The organism is Alkalibacillus haloalkaliphilus (assembly GCF_007991275.1).
Classification (GTDB): domain Bacteria; phylum Bacillota; class Bacilli; order Bacillales; family Alkalibacillaceae; genus Alkalibacillus; species Alkalibacillus haloalkaliphilus.
The window spans coordinates 1-26,724 of the sequence record NZ_BJYA01000003.1 but is presented as its reverse complement, the minus strand read 5'-3'; the positions used below and the strand labels follow the sequence as shown (position 1 = coordinate 26,724).

The 26,724-nt window shown below is 37.3% G+C and carries 26 protein-coding genes; 9 read left to right on the top strand and 17 right to left on the bottom strand.

All coding sequences use genetic code 11. The features are described 5' to 3' along the window. Window positions 1-10: 10 nt before the first annotated feature. Window positions 11-358: a winged helix-turn-helix transcriptional regulator gene (locus tag AHA02nite_RS04125; protein WP_146814676.1), complete on the bottom strand. Its 348-nt coding sequence runs from the start codon at window positions 356-358 to the stop codon at window positions 11-13. A gap of 138 nt (window positions 359-496) precedes the next feature. Between AHA02nite_RS04125 and AHA02nite_RS04120 the strand changes: the two genes are divergently transcribed. Both AHA02nite_RS04120 and AHA02nite_RS04115 read left to right on the top strand, forming a co-directional pair. After that, the gene (locus tag AHA02nite_RS04120) at window positions 497-1,552 is read left to right on the top strand and encodes an LLM class flavin-dependent oxidoreductase (protein WP_146814674.1); all 1,056 of its coding nucleotides are present in this window, start codon (window positions 497-499) and stop codon (window positions 1,550-1,552) included. A gap of 14 nt (window positions 1,553-1,566) precedes the next feature. Next, entirely contained in the window at window positions 1,567-2,133 is a 567-nt protein-coding gene (locus AHA02nite_RS04115; RefSeq protein WP_146814672.1) for an NADPH-dependent FMN reductase, read from the top strand. A gap of 48 nt (window positions 2,134-2,181) precedes the next feature. Here the strand turns inward: AHA02nite_RS04115 and AHA02nite_RS04110 are convergent, their stop codons facing one another. Then, complete coding sequence (locus tag AHA02nite_RS04110) at window positions 2,182-3,024, bottom strand: MBL fold metallo-hydrolase (protein ID WP_146814670.1); 843 nt, start codon at window positions 3,022-3,024, stop codon at window positions 2,182-2,184. Between the two features lie 180 nt (window positions 3,025-3,204). Between AHA02nite_RS04110 and AHA02nite_RS04105 the strand changes: the two genes are divergently transcribed. The 3 genes from AHA02nite_RS04105 (at window position 3,205) to AHA02nite_RS04095 (ending at window position 6,522) form a co-directional block, all read left to right on the top strand. Next, window positions 3,205-3,477, top strand: a complete 273-nt coding sequence (locus AHA02nite_RS04105; protein ID WP_146814668.1) for a hypothetical protein — start codon at window positions 3,205-3,207, stop codon at window positions 3,475-3,477. Window positions 3,478-3,576: 99 nt separating this feature from the next. Further along, entirely contained in the window at window positions 3,577-3,999 is a 423-nt protein-coding gene (gene fosM, locus AHA02nite_RS04100) for a FosM family fosfomycin resistance protein (protein WP_146815105.1), read from the top strand. A 576-nt stretch (window positions 4,000-4,575) separates the two neighbouring features. After that, entirely contained in the window at window positions 4,576-6,522 is a 1,947-nt protein-coding gene (locus AHA02nite_RS04095) for an AMP-binding protein (protein ID WP_146814666.1), read from the top strand. Between the two features lie 174 nt (window positions 6,523-6,696). On the opposite strand, the gene AHA02nite_RS04090 is transcribed toward AHA02nite_RS04095, so the two are convergent. From AHA02nite_RS04090 to AHA02nite_RS04020, 15 genes are all read right to left on the bottom strand, one after another. Continuing rightward, window positions 6,697-6,930, bottom strand: a complete 234-nt coding sequence (locus tag AHA02nite_RS04090; RefSeq protein ID WP_146814664.1) for a hypothetical protein — start codon at window positions 6,928-6,930, stop codon at window positions 6,697-6,699. Between the two features lie 23 nt (window positions 6,931-6,953). Further along, window positions 6,954-7,574 (bottom strand): zinc dependent phospholipase C family protein, encoded by a 621-nt coding sequence (locus tag AHA02nite_RS04085; RefSeq protein ID WP_146814663.1) that lies wholly within the window; start codon window positions 7,572-7,574, stop codon window positions 6,954-6,956. A 338-nt stretch (window positions 7,575-7,912) separates the two neighbouring features. Continuing rightward, entirely contained in the window at window positions 7,913-9,562 is a 1,650-nt protein-coding gene (locus AHA02nite_RS04080; protein WP_146814661.1) for an FAD-binding dehydrogenase, read from the bottom strand. Window positions 9,563-9,687: 125 nt separating this feature from the next. Further along, entirely contained in the window at window positions 9,688-11,217 is a 1,530-nt protein-coding gene (locus AHA02nite_RS04075) for an acyl-CoA carboxylase subunit beta (RefSeq protein WP_146814659.1), read from the bottom strand. Between the two features lie 16 nt (window positions 11,218-11,233). Then, window positions 11,234-12,013 (bottom strand): enoyl-CoA hydratase-related protein, encoded by a 780-nt coding sequence (locus AHA02nite_RS04070; protein WP_146814657.1) that lies wholly within the window; start codon window positions 12,011-12,013, stop codon window positions 11,234-11,236. Between the two features lie 15 nt (window positions 12,014-12,028). Continuing rightward, window positions 12,029-12,928 carry a hydroxymethylglutaryl-CoA lyase gene (locus tag AHA02nite_RS04065; RefSeq protein WP_146814655.1) on the bottom strand — a complete coding sequence of 300 codons (900 nt, stop codon included), beginning with the start codon at window positions 12,926-12,928 and terminating at the stop codon, window positions 12,029-12,031. A gap of 30 nt (window positions 12,929-12,958) precedes the next feature. Next, complete coding sequence (locus AHA02nite_RS04060; protein ID WP_146814653.1) at window positions 12,959-13,171, bottom strand: acetyl-CoA carboxylase biotin carboxyl carrier protein subunit; 213 nt, start codon at window positions 13,169-13,171, stop codon at window positions 12,959-12,961. 12 nt (window positions 13,172-13,183) lie between these two features. Next, window positions 13,184-14,527 (bottom strand): acetyl-CoA carboxylase biotin carboxylase subunit, encoded by a 1,344-nt coding sequence (locus tag AHA02nite_RS04055; protein WP_146814651.1) that lies wholly within the window; start codon window positions 14,525-14,527, stop codon window positions 13,184-13,186. Window positions 14,528-14,541: 14 nt separating this feature from the next. Next, window positions 14,542-14,847 carry an AMP-binding enzyme gene (locus AHA02nite_RS04050; RefSeq protein ID WP_146814649.1) on the bottom strand — a complete coding sequence of 102 codons (306 nt, stop codon included), beginning with the start codon at window positions 14,845-14,847 and terminating at the stop codon, window positions 14,542-14,544. A gap of 16 nt (window positions 14,848-14,863) precedes the next feature. Further along, the gene (locus AHA02nite_RS04045) at window positions 14,864-16,504 is read right to left on the bottom strand and encodes an AMP-binding protein (RefSeq protein ID WP_146814648.1); all 1,641 of its coding nucleotides are present in this window, start codon (window positions 16,502-16,504) and stop codon (window positions 14,864-14,866) included. A gap of 22 nt (window positions 16,505-16,526) precedes the next feature. Next, complete coding sequence (locus tag AHA02nite_RS04040) at window positions 16,527-17,669, bottom strand: acyl-CoA dehydrogenase family protein (RefSeq protein ID WP_146814646.1); 1,143 nt, start codon at window positions 17,667-17,669, stop codon at window positions 16,527-16,529. 93 nt (window positions 17,670-17,762) lie between these two features. Beyond that, the gene (locus AHA02nite_RS04035; protein ID WP_146814644.1) at window positions 17,763-18,374 is read right to left on the bottom strand and encodes a TetR/AcrR family transcriptional regulator; all 612 of its coding nucleotides are present in this window, start codon (window positions 18,372-18,374) and stop codon (window positions 17,763-17,765) included. Between the two features lie 140 nt (window positions 18,375-18,514). After that, window positions 18,515-20,965, bottom strand: a complete 2,451-nt coding sequence (parC, locus tag AHA02nite_RS04030) for a DNA topoisomerase IV subunit A (RefSeq protein WP_146814642.1) — start codon at window positions 20,963-20,965, stop codon at window positions 18,515-18,517. 12 nt (window positions 20,966-20,977) lie between these two features. Next, on the bottom strand, window positions 20,978-22,930 hold the full coding sequence (gene parE / locus AHA02nite_RS04025) for a DNA topoisomerase IV subunit B (RefSeq protein WP_146814640.1): 1,953 nt from the start codon (window positions 22,928-22,930) through the stop codon (window positions 20,978-20,980). A 96-nt stretch (window positions 22,931-23,026) separates the two neighbouring features. Further along, on the bottom strand, window positions 23,027-23,440 hold the full coding sequence (locus tag AHA02nite_RS04020; RefSeq protein ID WP_146814638.1) for a CoA-binding protein: 414 nt from the start codon (window positions 23,438-23,440) through the stop codon (window positions 23,027-23,029). Window positions 23,441-23,617: 177 nt separating this feature from the next. Here AHA02nite_RS04020 and plsY point away from each other — a divergent pair, with 177 nt between their 5' ends. From plsY to yidD, 4 genes are all read left to right on the top strand, one after another. Continuing rightward, window positions 23,618-24,199, top strand: coding sequence for a glycerol-3-phosphate 1-O-acyltransferase PlsY (gene plsY / locus AHA02nite_RS04015; protein ID WP_146814636.1), 582 nt, complete (start codon window positions 23,618-23,620; stop codon window positions 24,197-24,199). Window positions 24,200-24,221: 22 nt separating this feature from the next. After that, window positions 24,222-25,391, top strand: coding sequence for a CapA family protein (locus tag AHA02nite_RS04010; protein WP_146814634.1), 1,170 nt, complete (start codon window positions 24,222-24,224; stop codon window positions 25,389-25,391). A gap of 89 nt (window positions 25,392-25,480) precedes the next feature. After that, window positions 25,481-26,407 (top strand): GTP cyclohydrolase FolE2, encoded by a 927-nt coding sequence (gene folE2 / locus AHA02nite_RS04005; protein ID WP_146814632.1) that lies wholly within the window; start codon window positions 25,481-25,483, stop codon window positions 26,405-26,407. Window positions 26,408-26,409: 2 nt separating this feature from the next. After that, on the top strand, window positions 26,410-26,670 hold the full coding sequence (yidD, locus tag AHA02nite_RS04000; protein WP_146814630.1) for a membrane protein insertion efficiency factor YidD: 261 nt from the start codon (window positions 26,410-26,412) through the stop codon (window positions 26,668-26,670). Window positions 26,671-26,724 lie beyond the last annotated feature (54 nt).

Sequence of the window (26,724 nt, the reverse complement as noted above, 5' to 3'; positions counted from 1 at the left end):
AGGATGAGCTTTAACTTTCATCCTTGTTTTTTTGGTTTTTTCGTAGAGTATGATTTTGGCCCCATTCATGCATAGCTTCAAGAATCGGTTCTAAGCTACGACCATATTCACTAATGGCGTACTCCACTTTAGGTGGGACCTGAGGATAGACCGTACGTTCGACAATGTCTTCCTCTTCTAATTCGCGAAGTTGTTTCGTTAGCATCTTCTGTGTAATGCCAGGTAATTTTCGTTTCAGTTCATTGAAGCGGTGTGTATCTTCTTGTAATAAGTGTAACAATATGATCGGTTTCCATTTACCAACGAGAATACTTAATGCATCCTCAACTCGACATAATTCTGGGTGACGTTCTTCCATTTTGTAAAACTCCTTTACAGTATCTTTTAGTATACTATGGTTCAAAAAAGTGCGTACTTTCATTTGCGATAGTTTTAATAGATAATATTATTGTAAGATAAAATAAAGAGAAACAAAAGGATGGAAGGACTGATCATCATGGAAAAATACCGTATTAACCCTGATAACGGTCTAGAGTTTGGATTATATACGTTAGGCGATCATTTGCCAAACCCAAATACAGGAGAGCGTATACCAGCAGAACAACGGATACATGAAATTATAGAACTATCACAATTAGCAGAACAAGCTGGTATCGATTTCTTTAGTGTTGGAGAAAGTCACCAAGATTATTTTACAACACAAGCTCATTCAGTTGTATTAAGTGCAATTGCACAAGCAACTGAGAAAATAAAAATTGCAAGTTCATCGACGATTATTAGCACGTTGGACCCAGTGCGTGTATATGAAGATTTCGCAACAATTGATTTGATTTCAAAAGGTCGTGCAGAGATTGTAGCTGGACGAGCATCTCGTGTTGGGAACTTTGAATTGTTAGGCTATAACTTAAGAGATTATGAAGAGCTATATGAAGAGAAGTTTGAGTTATTACGTAAAATTAATGAAGAAGAGGTCGTTAATTGGAGTGGCAAGCACCGCGCTCCGCTTAAAGATGCCCACGTATTACCGCGTCCAAAAGATGGTTGGATGCCTATTTGGCGTGCGGTAGGTGGTTCGCCAACGAGTGCTGTAAAAGCAGGTTATGCTGGCGTTCCGATGTTCATGGCGCATTTAGGCGGTCCGGCAACTGTATTCAAGCGAACAGTTGATGCTTATCGTGAAGCGGCTAGCATGAACGGTTACGACCCAGAACAATTACCGATTGCTACAGCTGGCTTTTTCTATGCAGCTGAAACATCACAACAAGCACTTAAAGAATTGTATCCTCATATTAATGAAGGTATGAAAAAGACAAATGGACAAGGATTTCCGAAGCAAAACTTTGCTCAAGGTGTTGATCCACACAACGTGATGAATATTGGTAGTCCACAACAAATTATTGAGAAAATTTTATATCAGCACGAATTGTTTGGTCATCAACGTTATATTGCCCAAATGGACTTTGGTGGCATGCCGTTTGACCAATTAAAACGTAACATTGACCTAATCGGGTCTGAAATACTACCAGAGATTAAGAAGCATACACGTAAGTAGAGGAGGGAAGAGGGATGATAATTGTCGGATTATCCGGATCGATTGTTGGTTCTAAAACGAGAACCGCAATGGATTACACGATGGAGTCGTTAAAAAGACAATACCCTGAAGCCGAAGTAACGCTAATCGACTTAGCAGATTATCAAGTTCAATTTAGTGATGGACGAAATTATTTAGATTATGACGGTGACACTAAATATGTAACAGAAACGATAATGAATGCTGATGCAATCATTATTGGAACACCAATCTTCCAAGCATCAATTCCAGCAACGTTAAAAAACATTTTCGACCTACTGCCAGTTGATGCATTCCGAGATAAAGTAGTTGGTATGCTTGCAACTGCTGGGTCAGCAAAACATTATCTTATTCTAGAACAACATTTAAAGTCGATTTTAGGCTATATGAAAGCACAAATCGTACAGACTTATGTATTTATTGAAGAAGTTGACTTCCATAGGAAAGAAATCGTCAATCACGACGTGTTAGCAAGGATTGATCGATTAGTAGAAGACACGGTTGTGTTAACCGAGACTTATCAGGATATTAAGCAGAAGAAAGAGGACCAATACGATTTTTAAAAGTAACCCCCTTTGGTGCAGATGTGGCCAAAGGGGGTTATGTGCATTTTAGATGTATTTTCCTTCGTCAGGAATAGCGACTTCTTCAAAGTTTTGTACAAGATCGTTTAAATCTTCAGTTAGCTCATCACCGTATAAAGGAACTCCATGCCCCGTAGCAGCTAGGGTTGGTTTTAACTCAGCTAATTTTTTAACTGAATCCCAAGCTTGCTGCCAATCTGTCGTTAAGTAGCGAGGAGGTCCACTAATTTCTTTTTCTTGGGTAAATACTTTATACAACGAGTCTTGTCTTACTGTCACAAATGCATCACCAACAATTAATGTACCGTCTTCTTCACGGAATAATGAAACATGTCCAGGTGTATGCCCAGGTGTGTGAACCCACCTGAATCCTGGCATATGAGGAACACTTCCGTCAGAAGGGAGTGGCTCGAGGTGATTGCTAATGTCGATCGCTTCATTTGGGAAAATAGGAGACATTTTAGCAACTAAACCGCCTTCAACAGTTGAATCAGGTTCAGGATAATCTGTTTCTCCTGTTAAAAAAGGTCTTTCCATCTCATGAGCGTAAACCGGAACATCCCAATGTTCAATTAACTCAATGATTGCGCCAACATGATCAAAGTGACCATGCGTTAAAATGATCGCTTTCGGACGTGCATCTTCTCCAAATCGCTCTGCAGCAACAGCTTTAATATCATCGGCAGACCTTGGCATACCAGCATCAATTAACACGAATTCGTTGCTGTCAGGGTCCCCATAAAAAAAGACATTTACAACTTGAATCGTATGTTGGAAAAGGTCAGTCAATAATTCTTTACCAACACCACTTCCAATCGAAGTTGCTGGTATGAACTTATAATCATCACCGTAATTCATTTCTTTTGACATGGTATATCCTTCTTTCTTATTTTATGTTCTTAATCATTATGATTAGTAAAGGCTTTAGTAATATGTAATATGTAAGGAATAGGTAATTGTTTTTATGTTTTGAAAGTTTAGTTAATGGGATTTTAAAATTCACAAAAAATGGTATAATACACAAAGTATTAGATTAAGGAGAGTGAATGTATGACTGAAGAGTTGTTTTTATACATTATGGTATTAATTGCGGTTTTTATTGGTTCAGTTATATCTTTATCTATTTTTATGTCTTTCTATAGGAAAAGTAAAAGAAGAGGATTGGTAATCTTAGCGATATTTATTGCTTTTGTAGTGAACTTTCAATTTAATATATTTGAAATCTCTAATGTTTTAGGTACTTTAACCTTAATCATCATTACTGGTTTACTTATAGCCAGTTTTATCACTCTTAGTAAAAAACCAATAGCAAGTGTTGAATAATAGGTGTAACATTTATTAGTAATTACAATAAAAGAGAAGGGAGGGGAGGTTTTAAATAAGGTTACGAACGAACAGCTTGGTCATTTGGAGGAGATTTGGGTGAGAATAAAAGGAATCAATCATTTATTATTTTCTGTGTCTGATTTAGAGAAATCAATTAATTTTTATAAAGAAGTATTGGATGCAAAGTTATTAGTTAAAGGAAAAAATACTGCTTATTTTGACATGAACGGGATTTGGATTGCTCTTAATGTAGAAAAAAATATACCGCGTCATGAAATACACGAGTCATATACGCATATTGCATTTTCAATTGATGAAACAGACTTTGATCTTTTCTATAACAAATTAAAAAGATTGAATGTTAATATTTTACCTGGTCGTGAAAGAAACAAAAAAGATAAAAAATCAATTTATTTTACAGATCCTGATGGTCATAAGCTCGAATTTCATACCGGAACTTTAAAAGACAGAGTGGATTTTTATAAAGCAGAAAAACCACATATGGAGTTCTATGATTAAATAATAAGACAAATCATTTATAATTAAAGAACTTATACATATGTGAGGATTTGTTAGAGGAATGTCTATAAAAATAGAAACATAATTATGGAGGGTTTAATGATAAATATACTTTAAAGACGTATTAATCATGATTTACCCATATTAAAATTATATTTAGGTTTACATAACATCGATTATACCAAGTTAATGATTGGTTTAAAGAGTAGCATCAGGTTTCATTAATCCTACTCTAAACGTTGATATGACAGTGTTTTTAGCTTGTCTGTCTTTGTTTGTCTTGCTGCAAACTTAATCATTATTTATTAAGTTACATATCGTTATGAGAAAATTATTTTTTGCATTTACCGATGTAATTTGTTCTTATTTCTATTCTAGTTATTCTTATGTGCAGATCTATGTTACTCCTATTAATCTATATATCTGTATGTTATCCTGATTTGCGTTTTTAATACTCTTTTCTTGTAACCGATTACATGTATCACCTTCTCACTCCTTATGTTCTACGTTATAATTAACTGTAGATATTAAAAATTTCTAGCAAATTAATCTATTTGAATCGGAGTGATCCCTTATATGACGAAAGCAGTTTGGTTTCCTGATGAAAACGCTTTAAAACAAACACGACTTTACCAATTTATGAACCGTTTAGGTTTTGACAATTATAATGAGTTTCATAATTATAGTGTTCATGACATTGCTGAATTTTGGCATGAATCGATTAAGGAGTTAGATATTAATTGGTTTAAAGACTATGATCAAACGTTAGATTTATCTAATGGCGTGATGTACCCTGAATGGTTTGTTAATGGCCAATTAAATGTGGCTTATAATGCTGTTGAGAAATGGGCACTAAACCCAGAATTCAAAGATCAAAACGCTCTTATATGGGAAAGTGACGCTGGTGATACGGTAACATACACGTTTAAACAGTTAGATGAAGAAGTGAACCGTGTAGCGAATGGTTTAATTAATCATGGTGCTAAACAAGGTGACATTTTTACAATTTATATGCCGATGATTCCAGAGACGACTATTGCAATGCTAGCGATCTCTAAAATTGGCGCAGTCTTCTCTCCTGCTTTCTCTGGTTATAAATCAGAAGCAATTTCAACACGTATGAACGCTGCTGAAGCTAAATATTTAATTACAGCGGATGGTTTCAACCGTGGTGGTAAAGCTGTTAATTTAAAAAATGAAGCGACGATCGCTGTTAATGAATCACCATCAGTAGAAAAAGTGTTTATGGTTGAGCATTTAGGAGCTGATGTTACATGGGATGAAACGAAAGACGTCGCGTGGTCTGAGTTAGTATCTACAAATGCAGAATTCAAATCAGTGAAAACAAATGGCAATGATCCTTATATGATTATTTATACGTCAGGTACGACTGGTAAGCCTAAAGGTGCGCTTCATACTCATAATGGCTTCCCATTAAAGTCTGCTTTTGACGCAGGAATTACAATGGACGTATCTCCAGGTGATACGCTGTTTTGGTATACTGACATGGGTTGGATGATGGGACCTTTCTTAGTATACGGTGGACTATTAAACGGTGCGACGATTTTAATGTTTGAAGGTACTCCTACCTTCCCTAAACCTAATCGTATTTGGGAAATTGTAGAGAAGCATCAAGTCACCCATTTAGGAATCGCACCAACATTAATTCGCACGTTAATGACGTTAGATGAGTCATATGTAACGCAACATGACTTATCATCATTAAAGCTGATCGGTTCAACAGGTGAACCTTGGAATGAAGAGCCTTGGATGTGGCTGTTTGAAAAAGTATGTCGTAAAGAGATTCCAATCTTCAACTATTCAGGTGGTACAGAAATTTCAGGCGGTATTTTTGGTAACGTATTAGTCAAACCAATTGCGCCAGTTGGCTTTAATGCTGCGTTACCAGGGATGGATGTTGACGTTTATGACGAAGATGGAAACCGTGTTGAAAACGAAGTTGGAGAATTAGTTATAAAACAGCCGTGGGTCGGTATGACAAACGGGTTCTACAAAGAAAAGGAGCGTTATGAGAACACATATTGGAGCCGATTTAAAAATACGTGGGTTCATGGAGATTGGGTTGTGCATGATGATGAAGGTTTCTATATGATCACTGGCCGCTCTGATGATACGTTAAACGTAGCTGGAAAACGTTTAGGGCCAGCTGAGATTGAATCGATCTTTGTTGAACATGATTCGGTTGTGGAAGCTGGTGTAATTGGCATTCCTGATGAAGTTAAAGGTGAAAAGCCAATTGCATTTGTTGTGACGAAAGATGTTCCAAATAATGAGGAAGCTTTGAAGAACGAGCTAATTGATCATGCTATAAATCGTCTAGGAAAAGCAATAGCACCAAGAACTGTGCATATTGTTGAAGATCTACCGAAAACACGTAATGCTAAAGTGATGCGCCGTGCTATTAAGTCAGCTTATTTAAATAAAGACGCAGGTGACTTATCAGCGTTAGAAAACCCACAGGTCGTTGATCAAATTCGTGATATTGGTAAAGTACAAAACTAAAAATAAGACGCTTGGATTTCCAAGCGTCTTTTCTAATGCTTATCGTGATAATGGTTTTTAAATTCCTCAAATTTGTTCTCTAACTCGTCCACACGTTCCTTTAAGTCGCGGAACTTATTAACCGTAACAGCTATAGTAATGAGTAGCAGCAAACCTCCCCTGTTACATGATCAATTAATTCTGTTGATCTAAAAAATCTGGAACCGGCGTTTCTTCTGGTAAAGGTATTAGTTCATTTTCAAAAGGTTCTTCTACTATATTTGGTGGTAAAGGCAACAAGGCATTTTCTTTTAAACTAGGGTCTTCTAGTAATTCAATTTTTGACTTCTCATCATATTCATCATTACTTATGGGATCAAAGTTAAAATCATCGTATGATAACAATATTATGATTAACAAGGTGCTCACGGGCTTACCTCCTTTATCAAAAACTAAACTGTAATGATCTTGTGTTGACTCAGCCTATAAAGAGCTTGTTCAACTGATGTTTCAATATAGCCGACGATTTGTTGTAATGTAAAGACTTCAAGCTTTTCATCGATATTTTGTCTGTCAAATTCTAAATCATCTAATACATAGTTTGTGAAATCTACAACGTCGTGTTGTTTCACTTCCTCTAGATCGATTATTTGCGTAAGGTTTGAATCCAATGAATGGACTAGTTCCTCCTGATAACCATAGTATTCTACTAATTTTGCATTTAATAACCAAAAATCTCGATGATATGATTTATATAATTGTTCATCTGCTTCCATACGATTTTTTAACCATGGTAAATAAAACCCTTGTAACCATAGATCGTCAGCAATGAGATGAGTGTAGTATCCTTTAATATAGTCATCATCGAATAATGATTTATATTTACTATAAAACGCTTCATAATCAATAATTCTAGTATAGTTATGATGTTCGCCACTATAGAAATGTGATTTTTCTTTCGGTGATACAGCATCAGGGGCTATTCCTCCGAGTAAAAAAGCTGTACGATCAGTAACGACGATATTTTCCAAAATGCGATTTGCTATGACTAAGTGCATAATACGAGAGCCCAAAATGATAACTCCTCTCTATTTGTAGAAAAAAACTGAAGTGAACATACTTAATACTGAACCAACAAAAACAATCACGCTAACACCAAATAATAAGTGAAAGTTAATGACACCAATATTTAAGATGATGCCTAGCAGCCCAATGACCGCGGTCATTAAACTAATGTAAAACAAGCTATTAAAGAGCATAAAATTGTAATCATGTTTAGCTTTAAGTATTGTTTGTGAAAGAATAATAAAGAAAGAAATCAATACAAAGCCTAATATAATGAGTAAATGAACCATGGTCCTCTATCCATTCTATCGTAGGTTTTTATTAGGTTTACATAATATAGTTATAGTTAACTGTAACTACCGATTGTTCTTCCGACTGTTTTTCCTGTGAATAAACAGCCACCTAAAAATGTTCCTTCTAATGCACGGTAACCGTGAATCCCACCGCCACCAAATCCAGATACTTCTCCTACTGCGTATAATCCTTTTATCGGTTCACCGTTTTGGCCTAACACGGTACCTGATAAGTCAGTTTGCAGGCCACCAAGCGTCTTTCTACTTAGTATGTTTAATCGTACAGCAATTAATGGTCCATTTCTCTCATCTAAAATTTGGTGTGGTTTAGCTGTGCGGATCAACTTATCCCCTTTGTAAAATCGCGAACCTCTAAGAGCAGTAATTTGTAAGTCTTTAGTGAATTTGTTGTTTATTTCGCGGTCACGAGCTTCAATCTGGTTACGTATATGTTCTTCATCAAGGAGTTGTTCTCCTGTTAATTCATTCATTTCACTAACTAAATCAGATAATTGATCAGCTACGATAAAGTCTTCACCTTTAGATTTGAAAGCTTCAACAGGTCCTGGTGCTCCTGGTAACACTCGTTTTAACAGCTGTTTAATACTTTTTCCAGTTAAATCAGGATTTTGTTCAGATCCCGAAAGAGCAAATTCTTTTTCAATAATTTTTTGCGTTAAAATAAACCATGAATAATCATAACCCGTTTTCATAATCGACTCAAGCGTTCCAAGTGTATCAAAACCAGGAAAGTTCGGAGCTGGGAAGCGATTACCTTCTGCATCTAACCATATGGATGATGGTCCAGGTAATATACGAATACCGTGATTGGACCATACTGGGCTCCAGTTTTTAATTCCTTCAGTGTAATGCCACATACGATCTTTATTTGCGATGTTTGCCCCTGATTCTTCAGCGATAGTAATCATGCGTCCATCGACGTAATCAGGAACACCTGAAATCATATTTTTAGGTGGATTGCCTAACCGTTTTGGCCAATTTTTTCGGATTAGGTCGAAGTTGGCCCCTACGCCACCACTAGCAACTACGATATGTTCTGCTTCATATTCAAAGTCACCCACGACTTCTCGAGAGCTTTTCTCACCACGTTTAACATGATCATCTTTTAATATGGAGCCTTTAACTCCGGTTGCGACTTGGTCGTTGATTATTAATTGATCAACTTGATGCCGTGGTTTGTATGTCACCATGCCACCGGAGATGAACTTTTTCACTAGCTTTTCAAAAGGTTCTACAATGCCAGGTCCAGTCCCCCAAACGATATGAAATCGAGGAACCGAGTTGCCGTGACCTTCCGCTAAGTATCCGCCTCTTTCTGCCCATCCAACGACAGGGAACAAACTAATGCCTAGTCGCCTTAACCAGTCTCTCTTTTCGTTAGCTGCAAATTGTAAGTAAGCTTTTGCCCATTGCTTTCCCCAGTAATCTTCATCTTCTCTGTCAAAGCCAGCGGAGCCGAACCAATCTTGTTCGGCTAATTCTATTGAATCTTTAATCCCCATTTTGCGCTGTTCAGGTGAATCTACTAAAAATAGCCCACCAAAAGACCACCAAGCTTGTCCGCCGAATGAGCTTTCGGGTTCTTGGTCAAGTAATAAAACTGTTTTACCACTATTAGCAATTTCAGCCGTGGTAACTAGGCCAGAAAGCCCTGCACCAATAACGATCGCATCATATGACATATTAATCCTCCAATCTCAAGTTTACATATTATGAATATATTAAACTAATTAACGCACTAGTCTAAATTAGTAAATAAAACAGCATGGCTTAGTAAGAATTGCTAAGCCATGCTGTGTTGAAGTCTTTATACTGGATAAACACCGTGTTTACGTTCAGTAAATGTTAAGTTTTTAGATTGATAAATATCGAGTCTTTGTGTCAGTACATCTCTTAAGTCATTTGGCTGCACGATATCATCAACAATCATTTCAGAAGCCAGTCTGTAAATATCAATGTTTTCTTTATATTCTTCTTGTTTTTCTTTAATAAATGCTGGGCGCTCTTCTTCCGGTAGCTCAGCAATTTTATTAGCGTATACAGCGTTAACGGCAGCTTCAGGTCCCATAACAGCAATTTGTGCTGTTGGAAGTGCAATCGTTACGTCTGGATCGAAAGCTGGTCCTGCCATCGCATATAGTCCCGCGCCATAAGCCTTTCTTACGACGACACAAATCTTCGGTACGGTTACTTCACTCATAGCTGAAATCATTTTCGCCCCATGACGAATAATACCAGCACGTTCAACCTTCGTTCCAATCATGAAGCCTGGAATGTCAGCTAAGAAGACAAGCGGAATGTTAAACGCATCACACAGTTGAATAAACTTAGCTGCTTTATCCGCTGAGTCATGGAACAAGACTCCACCCTTCATACGTGGTTGGTTCGCAATGATCCCAACTGATTTACCATCAATTCTCGCTAATCCAGTAATCAATTCTTTTGCAAACTCTCGCTTAATTTCACAGAAACTATCGTTATCAATCAAACGATTGATTAACTCATACATATCAAACGGAGCATTTTGATTTTCTGGAATTAAGTCGCTAATTGTTTTATCAAATTGACCAGGATTGATCGTTTCCTTTTCAGGTGGTTGAGTTCTAAAGTTTTGTGGGAAGTAAGTTAAATACTTTTGAGCATATTCAATTGCTTCTTGCTCACTTTTAACTAAAACATCTCCTACACCTGATACGGAACAATGCATTTGCGCACCGCCCATTTCTTCAAGTGACACTTTTTCACCGATTACTTTCTCAGCCATACGCGGTGAACCTAAGTACATCGACGCGTTGCCATCAACCATTACTACGATGTCACAAAAAGCTGGTATGTAGGCGCCACCAGCTGCAGATGGACCAAACAATAAACAAACTTGTGGTACTCGGCCTGACATTTTTACTTGATTATAGAAGATACGCCCTGCACCACGACGGTTCGGGAACATATCAATTTGATCTGTAATACGTGCACCAGCTGAGTCAACTAAATACAGCATTGGCACTTCGAGTTTCATTGCTGTTTCTTGAATTCGAATAATCTTTTCAACAGTAAGTGCGCCCCAAGAACCAGCTTTTACAGTGGAATCGTTCGCCATAATCGCGACAGTCTCACCGTTAATTTTCCCTAGTCCTGTGACGACACCGTCTGCTGGTAACGATTCATCTACACAGTTTGCAAAAAATGCATCTTCTATGTTTAAACCTTCATCTAATAACATCTTTAAACGGTCACGAACGAACATTTTACCTTTTTCAGCATTCTTTTCGTGGTACTTTTCTGCACCACCTTTTTCTATTCGATCGCGAATCGCTTGGTGCTGTTCTTCAAATGCCATGTTATGGTCACCCTTTCTACTTACCAGTAAAGATCGGCTTTCGTTTCTCTTTAAAAGCTTCTAATGCTTCTAAGCGATCTTTAGTAGGAATTGTATTTAAGTACTTTTCTCTTTCTAATTTCAAGCCAGTCTCAATGTCATGGTCTAAACCTTCATCAATCGCTTGTTTAGCCATTTGAACCCCAACAGGTCCATTTGAAGCTATTTGACTAGCAATCTGTAAAGCTTCGTCTTGTAGTTCAGAAAGTTCGACGACTTTTTCAATTAAACCAATTCGTTCTCCTTCATAACTATCAAAACGTTTAGCAGTTAAAATATAATACTTTGCTTTAGCTAAACCGATTAAGCGTGCTAAACGTTGTGTACCGCCAGCTCCAGGAATAATCGCTAATGACGTTTCAGTTAGTCCCATTTTGGCGTTCGTGCTCGCGATGCGGATGTCACAACCTAATGTTAGCTCTAAGCCACCTCCGAATGTAGCACCATTAATAGCTGCAATCGTTGGAACTTTTAAGTTTGCTACACGTGTGACAAGTGAGCTGATTTGCCCGACTGCGTCAACGACTTGGTCTTGTGTCATTGTGCGCCTTTCTTTTAAGTCAGCTCCTGCACAAAAGGCTTTTTCCCCATTGGCTGTAATAATTAATGCTCTTAATGTTTCGTGCTTTTCTATTGAATCAAGTTGTTCGTTAAAGTCATGCATTAACTGTTTAGAAAAAGCATTAGCCGCTTCAGGCCTATTTAATGTTAACTTGCCAATATAATCATCAATCATCTCAAACTGTACAGTGCTCAAATCACCACGTCCTTCTTACAACCTTCTTGAAATACCCATTTGTTTACTCGGTAAAGGTTGATCTAGTTTTGATTCTATAAATTGAGCCGCTTCTTGAAGTTTATTTAGGTCAATCGATTGTTCAAGGCCCATTTGCTGAAGCATATGGGCTAAGTCGTCTGTTGCAACATTTCCAGAAGCCCCTTTCGCATATGGGCATCCACCTAAACCACCTAATGCACTATCAAAAATATGATAGCCGAGCTGAAGTGCTACAACAGTATTAGCTAAAGCCATACCGCGCGTATCATGAAAATGTAAAGCGATTTTGTCTTTTGAGAAATGTTTTTCAAACTCACTTAACACACGTTCGACTTGAACTGGGTTAGCTACCCCGATCGTATCTCCAATCGATAACTCATCGATGCCCATATTAAATAGATTGTCACACACATCGATTGCTTGGTGTTCATCGACGTTCCCTTCATATGGGCAACCGAATACGGTAGAAACGTAACCTCGTACAGACTTACCGGCCTTTTTAGCCTCATCGACAACCTCTCTTAAAATAGGATAAGTTTCAGAAATTGATTTGTTAATATTGTTTTTATTGTGCGATTCACTAGCAGACATGAAAATCGATACTTCATCAACATCTGCTTCAATTGCACGCTCTAGCCCTTTCATATTCGGCACTAAAGCAGCATACGTGACCCCATCTTTTCGTTCAATCGATTTTGCTACCTCAACTGCATCTTTTAATTGAGGAATCCATTTCGGATGAACAAATGAGGTGATCTCGATATATGAAAGTCCGCTTTCTGACATTCGGTTAATCCATTCGATTTTATCTTCTGTTGCGATCTCTTTCTTTTCATTTTGTAAGCCGTCTCTAGGGCCGACTTCTTTAATTTGTACTTGTTTTGAAAGATTCATATAGTCAGTACTCCTTTATAGTCATACTGTTTATTCGATAATGGCAATAACGTCGCCTTCATTAACGAAATCTTCTTCTTTAACTTTTAATTCCTTAACCGTACCACTTACTTCAGCAGCGATTGGAATCTCCATTTTCATCGATTCTAAAATGACAACATCTTGACTTGAGTCAATTGTGTCACCTTCGCTCACTAATACTTTCCATACGTTTCCTGCCATATTTGCTTTTACTTCTGTCATTTTAACTTCCTCCTATTGTTTAATCATAAATTCTTGGATAAACGATGTTCTCGTATCACCTTTTTGGAATGCAGGTGATTGGGTTACATCAATTAAAAATGGAATGTTTGTTTTGATACCTACTACTTCGTAATCCATTAGAGCATCTTTTAAGTGATCAATAGTTTCAGCACGAGAATTACCGAATGCAATTAACTTAGCAACCATTGGATCATAATAAGGTGTTACTTTATATTGACTGTTAACGCCAATGTCGTGTCTGATGTTAGTCCCAACTGGTGGATTAAATGCTGTTATTTGACCAGGTGATGGGAAAAATGTCTTCGGGTCTTCAGCATAGATTCTTGCTTCAATGGCATGCCCGTTAATCTGTAAATCTTCTTGAGAGAATGATAGTTTTTCTCCGTGAGCAATTTTAAGTTGCTCTTCAACAAGGTCGACCCCTGTAATTTGTTCTGTTACGGGATGTTCGACTTGAAGGCGTGTGTTCATTTCTAGAAAATAAAAGTTTTGCTCTTCATCAACTAGAAACTCAATCGTTCCAGCGTTTTTATAATTGATTGCTTTGGCAGCTCTTACACCTGCTTCACCCATTTCTTGTCGCGTCTCTTCTGACAAAAGAGGTGAAGGCGCTTCTTCGATTACTTTTTGATGCCTTCTTTGAATTGAACATTCACGGTCGAAAAGGTGTACAGTCTCCCCGTAGTGATCAGCTAGCACTTGGATTTCGATATGGTGAGCATCTTCTATTACTTTTTCGATAAACATCGTTCCATTTCCGAAAAATTGTTCTGCACGACGAGCGTTGCTTTCGAATGCTTTTTCAAGTTCCGTATCATTATGAACAATTTCCATACCAATTCCGCCACCGCCGTGGGATGCCTTCACCATTACGGGATAACCAATGTCACTTGCAATTTGTTTAGCATCTTCGACTGACTCTACTGGATCATTTGTTCCTGGAATAATAGGAACACCTGCTTTTTCCATCGTTTGACGTGCAGTTAATTTACTCCCCATTTGGTTGATCGCATTAGAATCAGGCCCGATAAATACAATGTTTTCATCTTCAAGCCTTTTAGCAAAGTCTGTGTTTTCACTTAGTAATCCGTAACCTGGATGTACCGCTTCTGAGTTAGTTTCTTTAGCGACATTAACAATTGCATCTATGTTTAAATAGCTTTCATTAACTTTAGGTCCACCAATTAAGTAACTTTCATCTGCTTCAGATACAAAAGGGGCTTCTTGATCTGCCTCAGAGTATACAGCAACTGTTTTAACACCAAGGCTTTTACACGTACGAATAACTCGTGAAGCAATTTCCCCACGGTTAGCAATTAAGACTTTGTTGAACATTTGAAGCACCTCTCTTATTCATTTATTAATTCTAGTGCCTTTTCTTTTAGTCTTATTTTTTGGATCTTGCCGCTAGGTGTTGTTGGGAATTCATCAGTAAACAAAACGTAGTTAGGTGTACTAATGTCATTAGAGCGATCACAATATTTAACTATCTCTTCTTTAGTTAATGCACTGTCATTAGCAATGACCCAAGCTACAATTAATTCCCCTTTTTCTGGGTGAGGTATTGTAATCACTTTTGCATCGACTACTTGTTCATGATCTGTAATAAGACTTTCGATTTGATAAGTTTCTGGTAGTTGTTCATTCTGTTGCATGTTATCACCTTTACCTTTAATGTTTTGCTAGTAATTGTTCTGCTTCTTGACGTAGTTTATACTTTTGTACTTTGCCACTAGCGGTCATTGGGTACTCTTTTGTGAACTGGATGTACTTCGGAATTTTGTGATAGGCAATGTTACCTTTACAAAACTCTCTTAAGTTCTCTTCAGTTAAGGTAGAGTCCTCTTTAGCAATCACCCAAGCCATTAGTTCTTCACCGTATTTCGCATCAGGTACACCAACGACTTGAACGTCTAAAATGTCAGGGTGTTGGTATAAAAATTCTTCAATTTCTCGTGGATAAATGTTTTCACCACCACGAATGACCATATCTTTAATTCTTCCAGTAATTTGAACATAACCCTCGTCATCAATAATGGCTATATCTCCTGTGTGTAACCAACCGTCTTCATCAATAGCGTTTTTCGTTTCTTCTTCGTTGTTGTAGTAACCTTTCATCACGTGATAACCTCTTGTACAAAGTTCGCCAGGTTCGTTAGAGGCAACTTCTTCATTCGTTGATGGGTCTACTACTTTTATTTCGACATTTGGGTGACGTTTTCCTACTGTGCTGACACGACGATCGATTGGGTCATCTGTTTTCGTTTGAGTGATCGCCGGTGACGATTCTGTTTGCCCGTAAGTAATCGTAATTTCAGATGCGCCCATTTTGTTCATTACATCTTTCATCACTTCGATTGGGCAGTTTGAACCTGCCATAATCCCAGTTCTTAAATGTGACAAGTCATATTGGTCGAACTTAGGGTGATTCAATTCTGCTATAAACATCGTTGGCACACCATGTAATGCTGTACATTTCTCTTGAGAGACAGCTTCTAACACTTTTTCAGCGTCGAATTGTTCTACAATGACCATTGTTGCCCCTTTAGATACGGCAGCCATCGTTCCTAAAACACACCCGAAACAATGGAAGAATGGTACTGGAATACATAATCGGTCTTCTTCAGTGAATTGCATACATTCTGCAATTTGTTTACCGTTATTGACAATGTTGTGGTGTGACAGCATAACCCCTTTAGGGAATCCTGTCGTCCCAGATGTATATTGCATGTTAATCACTTCATGACTGTCTAAAGAATTAGAACGTTCTTGTAGTTGTTGATCTGATACTCTATTTACACCGAGTTCGATCATGTCATTCCATGAATAACAACCGTTATACTCTTGATCGCTCAGAACGATAACATTTTTTAAATGAGGTAAACGTTCAGATTGAAGTTCACCTTTTTCACAATGCTCAAGTTCAGGGCATAATTCTTTCAAAATATCGATGTAAGATGTACCTTTATAAGATTCGGCTAAAATTAGTGTACTAGAATCTGATTGTTTTAATAGATATTCGAGTTCTGCTGCTTGATAGCTTGTGTTGACAGTGACTAAAACTGCCCCCATCTTTCCAGTGGCAAACTGACTAGTTAACCACTCAGGCTTATTGTCAGACCAAATTGCTACGTGGTCCCCTTTTTCAATGCCTAAAGCCATCAAGCCCTTTGCTGCATCGTTAACATTTTCATTGAACTGTTCATAAGTCCAACGAATTCCTTTCTCAGGATACACAGCTGCCTCATGCTCTGGGTGTTTCTTTGCCTTTTCATCTAACAACTGACCGACAGTTAAATTCATTAATGGCATACAAACGTCCCCCTCTATTAAATTAACATCCTAATTGTCTAGCTATAACTAACCTTTGAATCTCAGAAGTACCCTCTCCAATTTCAAGTAATTTAGCATCACGTAAGTAACGCTCCACTTCGTATTCACGCATATAACCATAGCCTCCAAGTATTTGGATTGCTTGGTTTGCTGAACGAAAAGCTGTTTCTGTAGCGTATAATTTCGCCATAGCAGCTTCTTTTGTAAATACTTTCCCTTGGTCTTTTAACCAAGCTGCCTTTAGTACTATGTTACGTGACATTTCTACTTCCATTGCCATATCAGCTAATTTGAACTGAATTGCTTGGAAGTTCGAAATCGACTGGCCAAACTGCTTACGTTCTTTCGCATAAGCTAAAGCACGGTCAAGTGATGCTTGAGCAATACCAACACCTAATGCGCCAATTGAAATTCTTCCACCATCTAGAGTTTGTAAAAATTGTTTAAAACCTGCATCTGGGTCACCAATTAAGTTAGCTTTCGGTACTCTCACATCTTCTAATACGATTTCTGCTGTATTAGAACCACGAACTCCCATTTTGTCGTAGTTATCTGTAATCGTCACACCTTTTGTATCAGTTGGTACAACAATAGCAGAAATAATGTTTTTACCACGATCGTCTTTACCAGTGATAGCGGTTACAATAATTTGTTTAGCATAAGATGCATTGGTGATGAAACATTTCTCACCATTAATGATGAAGTCATCCCCATCAGTTTTAGCTGTCGTTTTAGTGCCACCTGCATCAGAACCAGCGTTCGGTTCAGTTAATCCGAATGAACCTAAAGCTTTCCCTTGTGCTAATGGAATTAAAAACTCCTGTTTCTGTTCTTCAGTTCCGAATTGATAGATCGGTGAAGAACCTAAGGATACTGAAGCGGCGTAGCTTAAGCCAGTACTCCCACAAACGCGACCGATTTCTTCTACTGCAAGTGCGTAAGTGACTGTATCGCCGCCAGAACCGCCATATTCTTCTGGGTAAGGAATACCTAAAAGGCCAAGTTCACCCATTTCTTTGAAAATATCTTCTGGAAATTCTGCCTTTACATCGATGTCAACTGCACGTGGTTGGATTTTCCCTTCTGCAAAATCTCTAACCATCTTTCTTGTCATTTCTTGTTCTTCACTTAGTGTGAAGTTCATTTAAAACTCCCCCTTTTATTTTTAGACCGACTGGTTGGTCTGTGATGGAGTAAATAAAAAAGCTTTACTAAAAGCGTGTGACAAATAAACTATTTAGTTGTGCAAAGTTGACTGGTGATATTCTTCGATCGCTTGGTCAGTTAAAACACCTTTAAACAAGATGTCTATGTAAACCTCTGCAATGTCATCAATCGATAACTCTCCGTCTCGCTTATACCATTTGTAAGTCCAGTTCACCATACCGAGTATAGACATGCCAGTAATAATCGTCGGTAATTCCTTACGAATCTCACCGTTTTTCTGTCCTTCCTCAATTACTTCGATGACGATTTGTTTAAATTGGTCGCGTTTTGATTTTATTTTTTCCTCGTATTCTGCTTTTAAATATTTATTCTCTTGATAGAAAACTGAGATGTGTTCATTGTATAAATCAAATACACGAACGAATGAGTGCAAAATTTCATGGAGTTGATACATGGGACGTTGTTGTCTTTTTTTAGCACGATTGGCTTCATTTAATACATATGAAATAAACAAATCGTGAATGACATAAAGAAGTTCGTCTTTGGAGTTAAAGTAATGGTAAAAGCCTCCTTTTGATGTATCGCAATATTCTACAATATCTTTAACTGATACACCGTGAAAACCATTTTCGGAGAATAAAACTAATGATGATTGAATAATCTTATCTTTTAAATGTGACATAAAACTCCTACCTTTTGTCAATATTTTAACACAATTAAGAAAAGTATCAAACAAAATTTTCAGAATTTGTCGTTATTAGAAGTATGATTACATAAAAAACGAAGAGGAGCTTCTTCTATGCCCCTCTTCGGTGTTAATCATTATTGTTCATCATCAGGAAAATATTTGGTGTATTGTGCTTCGACATAAGTATCCGTTACTTTACCTTGATGATCACTGTCTACAACAAATGATCCATTATTTTGTCGTGACTGTTCTTTAAATTCAAATGGTAATACTGAATGTGTTTCTTCTTTTTCAGTTTCTAAAACGACTGTTTCATCTTCTCCAACAACATGGAATCCAGCAATTCGGTGCGGGTTTCGTTTCAATTCTTTTAACATTACTAAACCTCGTTTGGCTCGTGCTCCTTGTTCAAATTGAGAAATATTCATCCGTTTACAAGCACCACGGTGTGTTACAACAAATAAATTCGGATTTGATAATTCAGCAAACACTTCTCCGTTGACGATATATTCCTCGTCTTTTAAGTTCATCGATTTAACTCCGCCCGCTTTAATACCAATTGGGTTAACTTCTGATTCATGGTACCACAAACCATAACCACTATTAGATATTAAGAAGACCTCTTGGTGTCCATCGGTTATGTGAACATTTACAACTTCATCGTCACCTTTTAACTTCATTCCGACTATTGGTCGGTTATAACGTTGTACTTTATAGTCAGCTAAGTTCGATTTTTTAATCATACCGTTTTTCGTAATCGACATGACATATTGTTCTTGTTCAAAGTCTCGAACTGGAATCGCTTTAATCACTTTTTCATCTTTGCCGACAGAAACAAGACTGGCAATATGTTGCCCCATATCCTTCCACCTAATCTCAGGTAACTCATGAATTGGAAGGTATAAGTATTTCCCTTTGTTTGTAAAGAGAAGTAAGGTGTCAGTTGTATTGACTTCATATAAATGGAGTAAATAGTCTTGCTCCTTCTTCTGTAAGTCCTCTACGTTAGAAGCACTAAATGAACGTAAACTTGTCCGTTTAATGTAACCGTCTTTCGTTACTGAGACGACGATATCTTCAGAAGGCACCATCACCTCAAGGTTAATCTTCAAGTCTTCAACTTCTGATTCTATTTTCGTTAATCTGTCACTCTTATAAGCTTTTTTTACACGTTTTAAATCTTGTTTAATGACATTTAATAGTTTAGCTTCATTACCTAAGATTTCTTCTAAGTATGCAATTCGCTCACGAAGCTGTGCTGCTTCTTTTTCAAGTTCCGTAACATCCGTATTCGTTAGGCGATATAGCTGTAACATGACAATGGCTTCTGCTTGAGCTTCTGTGAAGTTATATTGCTCTTGTAGCTTGTTTTTGGCATCTTTCTTATCTTGTGCGCTACGGATCGTGGCGATTACATCGTCTAAAATGGATACGGCATAAATTAAACCTTCAACGATATGGGCACGGTCTTTTGCTTTTCTTAAGTCATGTTCTGACTGCCTTTTAACAACTTCACGTTGGTGGTTAAGATAGGCATCTAAAATTCCTGGTAACGTCATTATTGTTGGTGTTTTATCGGAAATGGCTACCATATTGAAATGGAAAGAAATTTGCAAATCAGTATTTTTATAAATATAGTTTAGTACACCTTGACTATCTACTTCTTTCTTTAATTCTATGACAATTCTTAAACCTGTTCGATCCGACTCATCACGAACCTCAGAAATCCCCTCTACTTTACGTTCAAGGCGTAATTCATCCATTTTCTTAACTAAATTCGCTTTGTTGACATCATAAGGCAATTCAGTGATGACAATTTGCTCTTTGCCTCCTCGAAGTGGTTCGATTTCGGCTAAGCCACGAAGAATAATTTTCCCTTTACCTGTTTCATAAGCTTTACGGATCCCATCTTCACCTTGGATAATGCCGCCAGTTGGAAAGTCCGGCCCTGGCAGTTTCTCCATCAACTTATCTAAAGAAGCGTTAGGGTGTTCGATTTTATAAACGACAGCATCAATTACTTCAGCTAAATTATGCGGCGGTATATCCGTTGCGTAACCTGAAGATATACCAGTCGACCCATTAACTAGTAGGTTCGGAAATTTAGCTGGAAGAACTGTTGGTTCATAATCAGTGTCATCGAAGTTAGGGATGAAATCAACTGTGTCCTTATCAATGTCTCGTAATAACTCTGAAGAAATTCCAGATAACCTTGCTTCTGTATAACGCATTGCAGCAGGTGGGTCTCCATCAATACTACCGTTATTTCCGTGCATTTGTACAAGCTCTTCTTTTACCTTCCAAGCTTGGCTCATGCGGACTAACGCTTCATAAACAGATGAGTCACCGTGCGGATGGTAGTTACCAATAACGGTACCGACTGTTTTAGCCGATTTACGAAATGGTTTGTCGTGAGTATTTCTCTCTTGATGCATCGCGTAAAGAATGCGTCGTTGCACCGGCTTCAAACCGTCCCTTACATCAGGTAAGGCACGGTCTTGAATAATATATTTACTATAGCGACCAAAACGGTCACCTATTACTTCTTCTAATGGCAAGTCTAAATACTTCGCTTCTTCAGCCAAACTTATTCACTCCTAGCTAAGCAATCTATCGTTATCGAGTATTGTGTCATCTTCTTCCATTCCGAACGCAACATTAGATTCGATCCACTTACGTCTCGGTTCTACTTTATCTCCCATTAATGTCGCAACACGTCTTTCAGCTCTGGCGACATCGTCGATTGTTACTCTAATTAAAGTTCTTGATTCAGGGTCCATCGTTGTCTCCCACAACTGTTCTGCATCCATTTCACCCAAACCTTTATACCGTTGTATCGTATAACCATTTTTAAATTCTTTTAGCAACTGATCCATCTCATTTTCTTCCCATGCATAAGCCTCTTTATAACTTTTCCCTTTTCCTTTTGAAACTTTGAACAACGGCGGTAAAGCAATATAGATTTTCCCTTGCTCAATTAACGGTTTCATATAACGGTAAAAGAAAGTTAATAACAATACTTGAATGTGCGCACCATCTGTGTCGGCGTCCGTCATAATGATAATCTTATCGTATTGAGAATCCTCTATATTGAAGTCTGGCCCTACTCCAGCGTTAATTGTATGAATAATGGTAGCGATCTCTTCGTTTTTAAAGATATCATCAATTTTCGCTTTCTCAGTATTGATTACTTTACCTCTTAAAGGTAGAACAGCTTGAAAGCGACGATCGCGTCCTTGCTTGGCAGAACCACCTGCTGAGTCACCCTCAACTAGAAATAACTCATTTTTAGATGCATTCTTTGATTGTGCTGGTGTTAACTTTCCGCTTAGTAAAGAATCACGACGTTTACGTTTTTTACCATTTCGTGCTTCTTCCCTTGCTTTCCTTGCTGCTTCTCTAGCATCACGTGCTCTAACGGCTTTTTTAATTAACATTTTTGATGCATCAGGGTTCTCCTCAAGGAAATAAGCGAGTTTTTCTGCGACAACACTGTCTACAGCACTTCTTGCTTCAGGTGTACCGAGCTTACTTTTAGTTTGCCCCTCAAACTGCAACAATTGTTCTGGAATGCGTGTTGAGATAATGGCTGTTAGACCTTCACGAATGTCGTTACCATCAAGATTTTTATCTTTCTCTTTTAAGAATTGCATTTTTCTCGCGTACTCGTTAAAAGCACGTGTAATCGCTGTTTTAGCACCTGATTCGTGTGTTCCACCATCACGTGTTCTAACGTTGTTAACAAAAGATAAAATATTCTCTGAATAACCGTCGTTGAACTGCATAGCGAAGTCAACTTCGATCCCTTTAAACTCTCCTTCGAAAGAAACGACAGGGTGAAGTTCGTCTTTTTCTTCGTTTAGATAGCCAACAAACGATTGTAAACCGTCTGGGTATAAATATGATTCTTCAACACCTTCACGGTCATCCTTTAAAACAAGTTCAATACCTTTCAATAAAAAGGCTGCTTCTCTTAAACGTTCAGATAAAGTCTCAAAGTTATACTGAGTTGAAGAAAACATTTCTTCATCAGGTTTAAAGTGAATTGTTGTACCAGTCTTTCGTGTGTTACCAACAACTTGCAAGTCAGTGACCGGTTTTCCACCACCTTCAAACCTTAACTCATGTTTTTTGCCATCTCGATAAATCGTTACAGTTAACCATTCAGAAAGAGCATTCACAACTGATGCGCCAACTCCGTGTAAACCACCACTTGTTTTATAACCACCTTGTCCAAATTTACCTCCCGCGTGGAGTATTGTAAAAATGACTTCAGGTGTTGGTTTCCCCATTTTATGCATACCTGTAGGCATACCTCTACCTTCATCGCTAACAGAAATGGAATTGTCTTTATGTATAGTGACTTTGATGGATTGCCCAAAACCAGCTAACGCTTCGTCAACTGAATTGTCCACGATCTCAAAGACTAAGTGGTGTAAGCCTCTATGGTCTGTGCTACCAATATACATTCCTGGTCTTTTTCTAACGGCGTCTAGCCCTTCTAGTACTTGTATGGAATCATCGTTGTAAAGTTCGTTTGATTGAGTCAATATAATAGACCCCTTTCTCTATAAATGCTTCGTCTGAATAATACAATTCGTTAAGACAAGAGAAATCCCTGCTTGTTAGCAGAGATTTTGTAGAAATTATTTTCCGACTGTTACTGCATGGACAACTTTAATACATGAATCCATTATGACTGTAAATTCGTTTTCCTTCAACAGTTCATCTGCTTCTTCATTAACAATCCCTTGCTGCGCCCAGAATACTTTGCAATTTGTATTTAGTGCATCTTCAGCAACTTCCACTAAATGTTCAGGACGTCTAAAAACATTAATAATATCAATGCTCTCCTCAACCTCTGCAAGCGTATTATAACTTTTTTCGCCTAAAACTTCATCAACAGTTGGATTAACTGGAATGATTTTGTACCCTTCTTGTTGCATGGCTTTGGCGATTTGGAATGATGTTCGATCTTCTTTGTCAGATAGGCCAACGACTGCAATTGATTTAGCATTCTCTAGTAACTCTCTCATTGTATCTTGTGTTGGATTTTGCATAACATCTCTCCTAAGTTTAAATAATCTCGTATTATAAGAATAGCGTGTTTGACGTTAATTCTCAACTTTGAATGTAGATTGTCGGTTTAATTTTCAACATATATCTAATATAAACTTCTTAATTGTCTAGACATTTGATAAAATAAACTATATTCATTTATAGAAAAGGGGAATCATATGGAATATATAATTTATGCAATCATTGCTTATTTATTTGGCTCGCTTCCATCTGCATTAATTATTGGCAAATTATTTTATAAAATTGATGTAAGAGAACACGGTAGTGGAAACTTAGGTGCTACTAATACTTTTCGTGTATTAGGTACAAAAGCAGGTTTAGTTGTTACGATCTTAGATATATTAAAAGGAACAGCTCCTGTTTTAATCGTCGTTTTATTAGCTCCAGGCATTGAACCTTTAATTGTGGGTGCTTTTGCAGTAATTGGTCATATATATCCTTTATTTGCTAAATTTAAAGGTGGAAAAGCAGTAGCTACTTCTGGTGGTGTATTATTAGGCGTTAGCCCGTTATTATTTGTCATTTTAGTCCTATCATTTTTTATCTTTTTAAAACTTTTCAAGTATGTCTCTTTAGCATCAATCTTAACAGGTGTTACAGCAGTCGTTACAACTTTAATTATGCAAGATTTAGGTTTAATCATTGTTACAATATTTTTAGCGGCGTTTGTCATTTATCGCCATACAGATAATATTAAACGTATTAAAGATAAAACAGAGCCGAAAATTACTTGGTTCTAATAGATAACTTAAGGGTGATTAGTTGAAACTAAGAGTTGCAGTTATTGTTATAATATCTACATTTTTACTTGCTATTGTTGTGACAGCTACAAATACTTTAGGGTTTGACGATTTTGAACTAACTGAAGTAGAACCAATTGAGAAATCGCAATTAAACGATAAAAGCGTGAGAACAAGTCTAACACTCAATGCCGTTGGTGATATATTAATTCATGATCGGGTTTATGACGGTGCACGTACAGACGATGGCTTTGATTTTAAGCCGATGCTAGAACCGGTTAAACCTTATTTAGAAAATGCTGATTTAACTTTTGCGAACCAAGAAACAATTCTTGGTGGTGAAGAGTTAGGACTTTCAGGTTTTCCAATGTTCAACTCCCCTTTCGAAGTTGGTGATGCGTTAAAATTCGCTGGAGTAGATATTGTCTCCATTGCAAATAACCATACAATCGACCGAGGTGCTGAAGCAGTATATAATGCAACAGATTACCTGAACGAAATTGGTATTGAATATGTTGGAGGCTATCAAAGTCACGAGGATGCTAATACAAAACGAATTCTTCATCGCAACGGAATTTCTGTTGGTTTTCTAGCTTATACTTACGGCACAAATGGTATTCCGATTCCTGATGATCAAGACTATTTAGTTAATTTAATTGATGTCCAGCAAATGACGGATGATTTACAAAGCATACGTGATGAAGTTGATTTCGTTGTCGTAAGTATGCATTTTGGAGATGAATATGAGCCTTTACCAAACGAAGAACAAATTTATTTATCCCAATTGTTAACAAGCGAAGGTGCAGATGTTATTCTTGGCCATCACCCACATGTATTACAACCGATTGATTGGATCTCATCGAATGAACAAGATCAATTTGTTATTTATTCGTTAGGTAACTTTTTGTCTGGCCAAAGAGGATTAGATCGTCAATTAGGTGCTATATCACAAGTTGAATTGGTTAAAGAAATTAGTCCAAATGAAACATCACTAAATGTAAGAAATGCTAAGATCATGCCAACATACAATGATCACGAAGACCATGGGGATCTCATGACAAATGTTCAAGTCGTCCCTCTTGTAGAAGCAGATCAGTATGGTTTAGAAGATGCTCAAGGTTTATTTGATGAAATAGCAGAACATATGCAAACTTATTCGTCTGATGTTACAATTGTACCTTATTTAGAATAAGTCTAATAAATTGAACTGCTTTAATGTAATAATGTATAATTTAAATGTAGCTATTGTTCTTCCCTTTAGATTTGAAAGGAGTCCTCGGTATGAACGAAACAGTAAAAAAACAACTTCCTGATAAACAGGAAAGACATAAATTATTTGGGACAGTTGAACCTGGTCCAAAAACAAAGCCAATTGAAAAAGAACAAATGAAAGACTTACAAAATACTAGAAAAGATTTCTTGTTCGAACTAGATGCTGTTGGGATTTCAAATGTTAAACACCCTGTGATTGTTAACAGTTCTTTAACACCAGAAACACAAACGACAATCGGTACTTTTTACTTTGCATCATCGATTTCACAAGATTCTAAAGGTACGAATATGAGTCGTTTTACCGAACAGTTACAAACTTATTATGAAAACGGCCTTGTACTTAGCTTGAAAACATTAAAGTCATTCGTATATGAATTACGTCAACGTTTAGAACAAAAAGATGCCGAAGTAACTGTATCTTTCCCATGGTTTTTCGAACGAAAGGCACCTTATTCTGAGAAAGCTGGCTTAAACCACGCTGATGCTTGGATTAAAGTTCATTATGATCAAGACGAAGGTTATGATATTCGCGTAGGTGTTAAAGGTAAAATTACGACGTTATGCCCTTGTTCAAAAGAAATAAGTGAATATAGTGCTCATAACCAAAGAGGTAATATTGAGATGGAAGTATTGATAAATGAAGACTTTGATGAAGACAAGCTTGATTGGAAGTTTATCTTACTAGAAGCGGCTGAATCGAATGCAAGTGCACGAATTCACCCTGTATTGAAACGCCCTGATGAAAAAATGGTAACAGAACAAGCATATGAAAATCCACGTTTTGTTGAAGACATGGTTCGTTTAGTAGCAAGTGATCTATATGAAATTGATGAAGTTGAACGTTTCTTTGTAAAATGTATTAATGAAGAATCAATTCATCTCCATGATGCTGTTGCGTCAATCTCATATGATAAACGTGATGAACAGAGTGTTTAATCATGAAGTTTTTATTTACTTGGCCGATTAAATTGTATCAAAAGTTCATTTCACCAATGCTTGGACCGACTTGTCGATTTCATCCAAGTTGTTCACACTATAGCCTTACTGCTTTTGAACGTTTTGGTGTTATTAAAGGATTATATTTATCGGTTAAACGAGTGTTAAAATGTCACCCATTCCACCCAGGTGGATTTGATCCTGTTCCAGACACAAATGATAATAAGAAAAAGAGGCTGTGGGACAAAAGCGATGAGGTTTAGTGAAAAAATGAACATTGATGTCATCTTATTTGAGCAGTGCTTAGCGGAATCAAA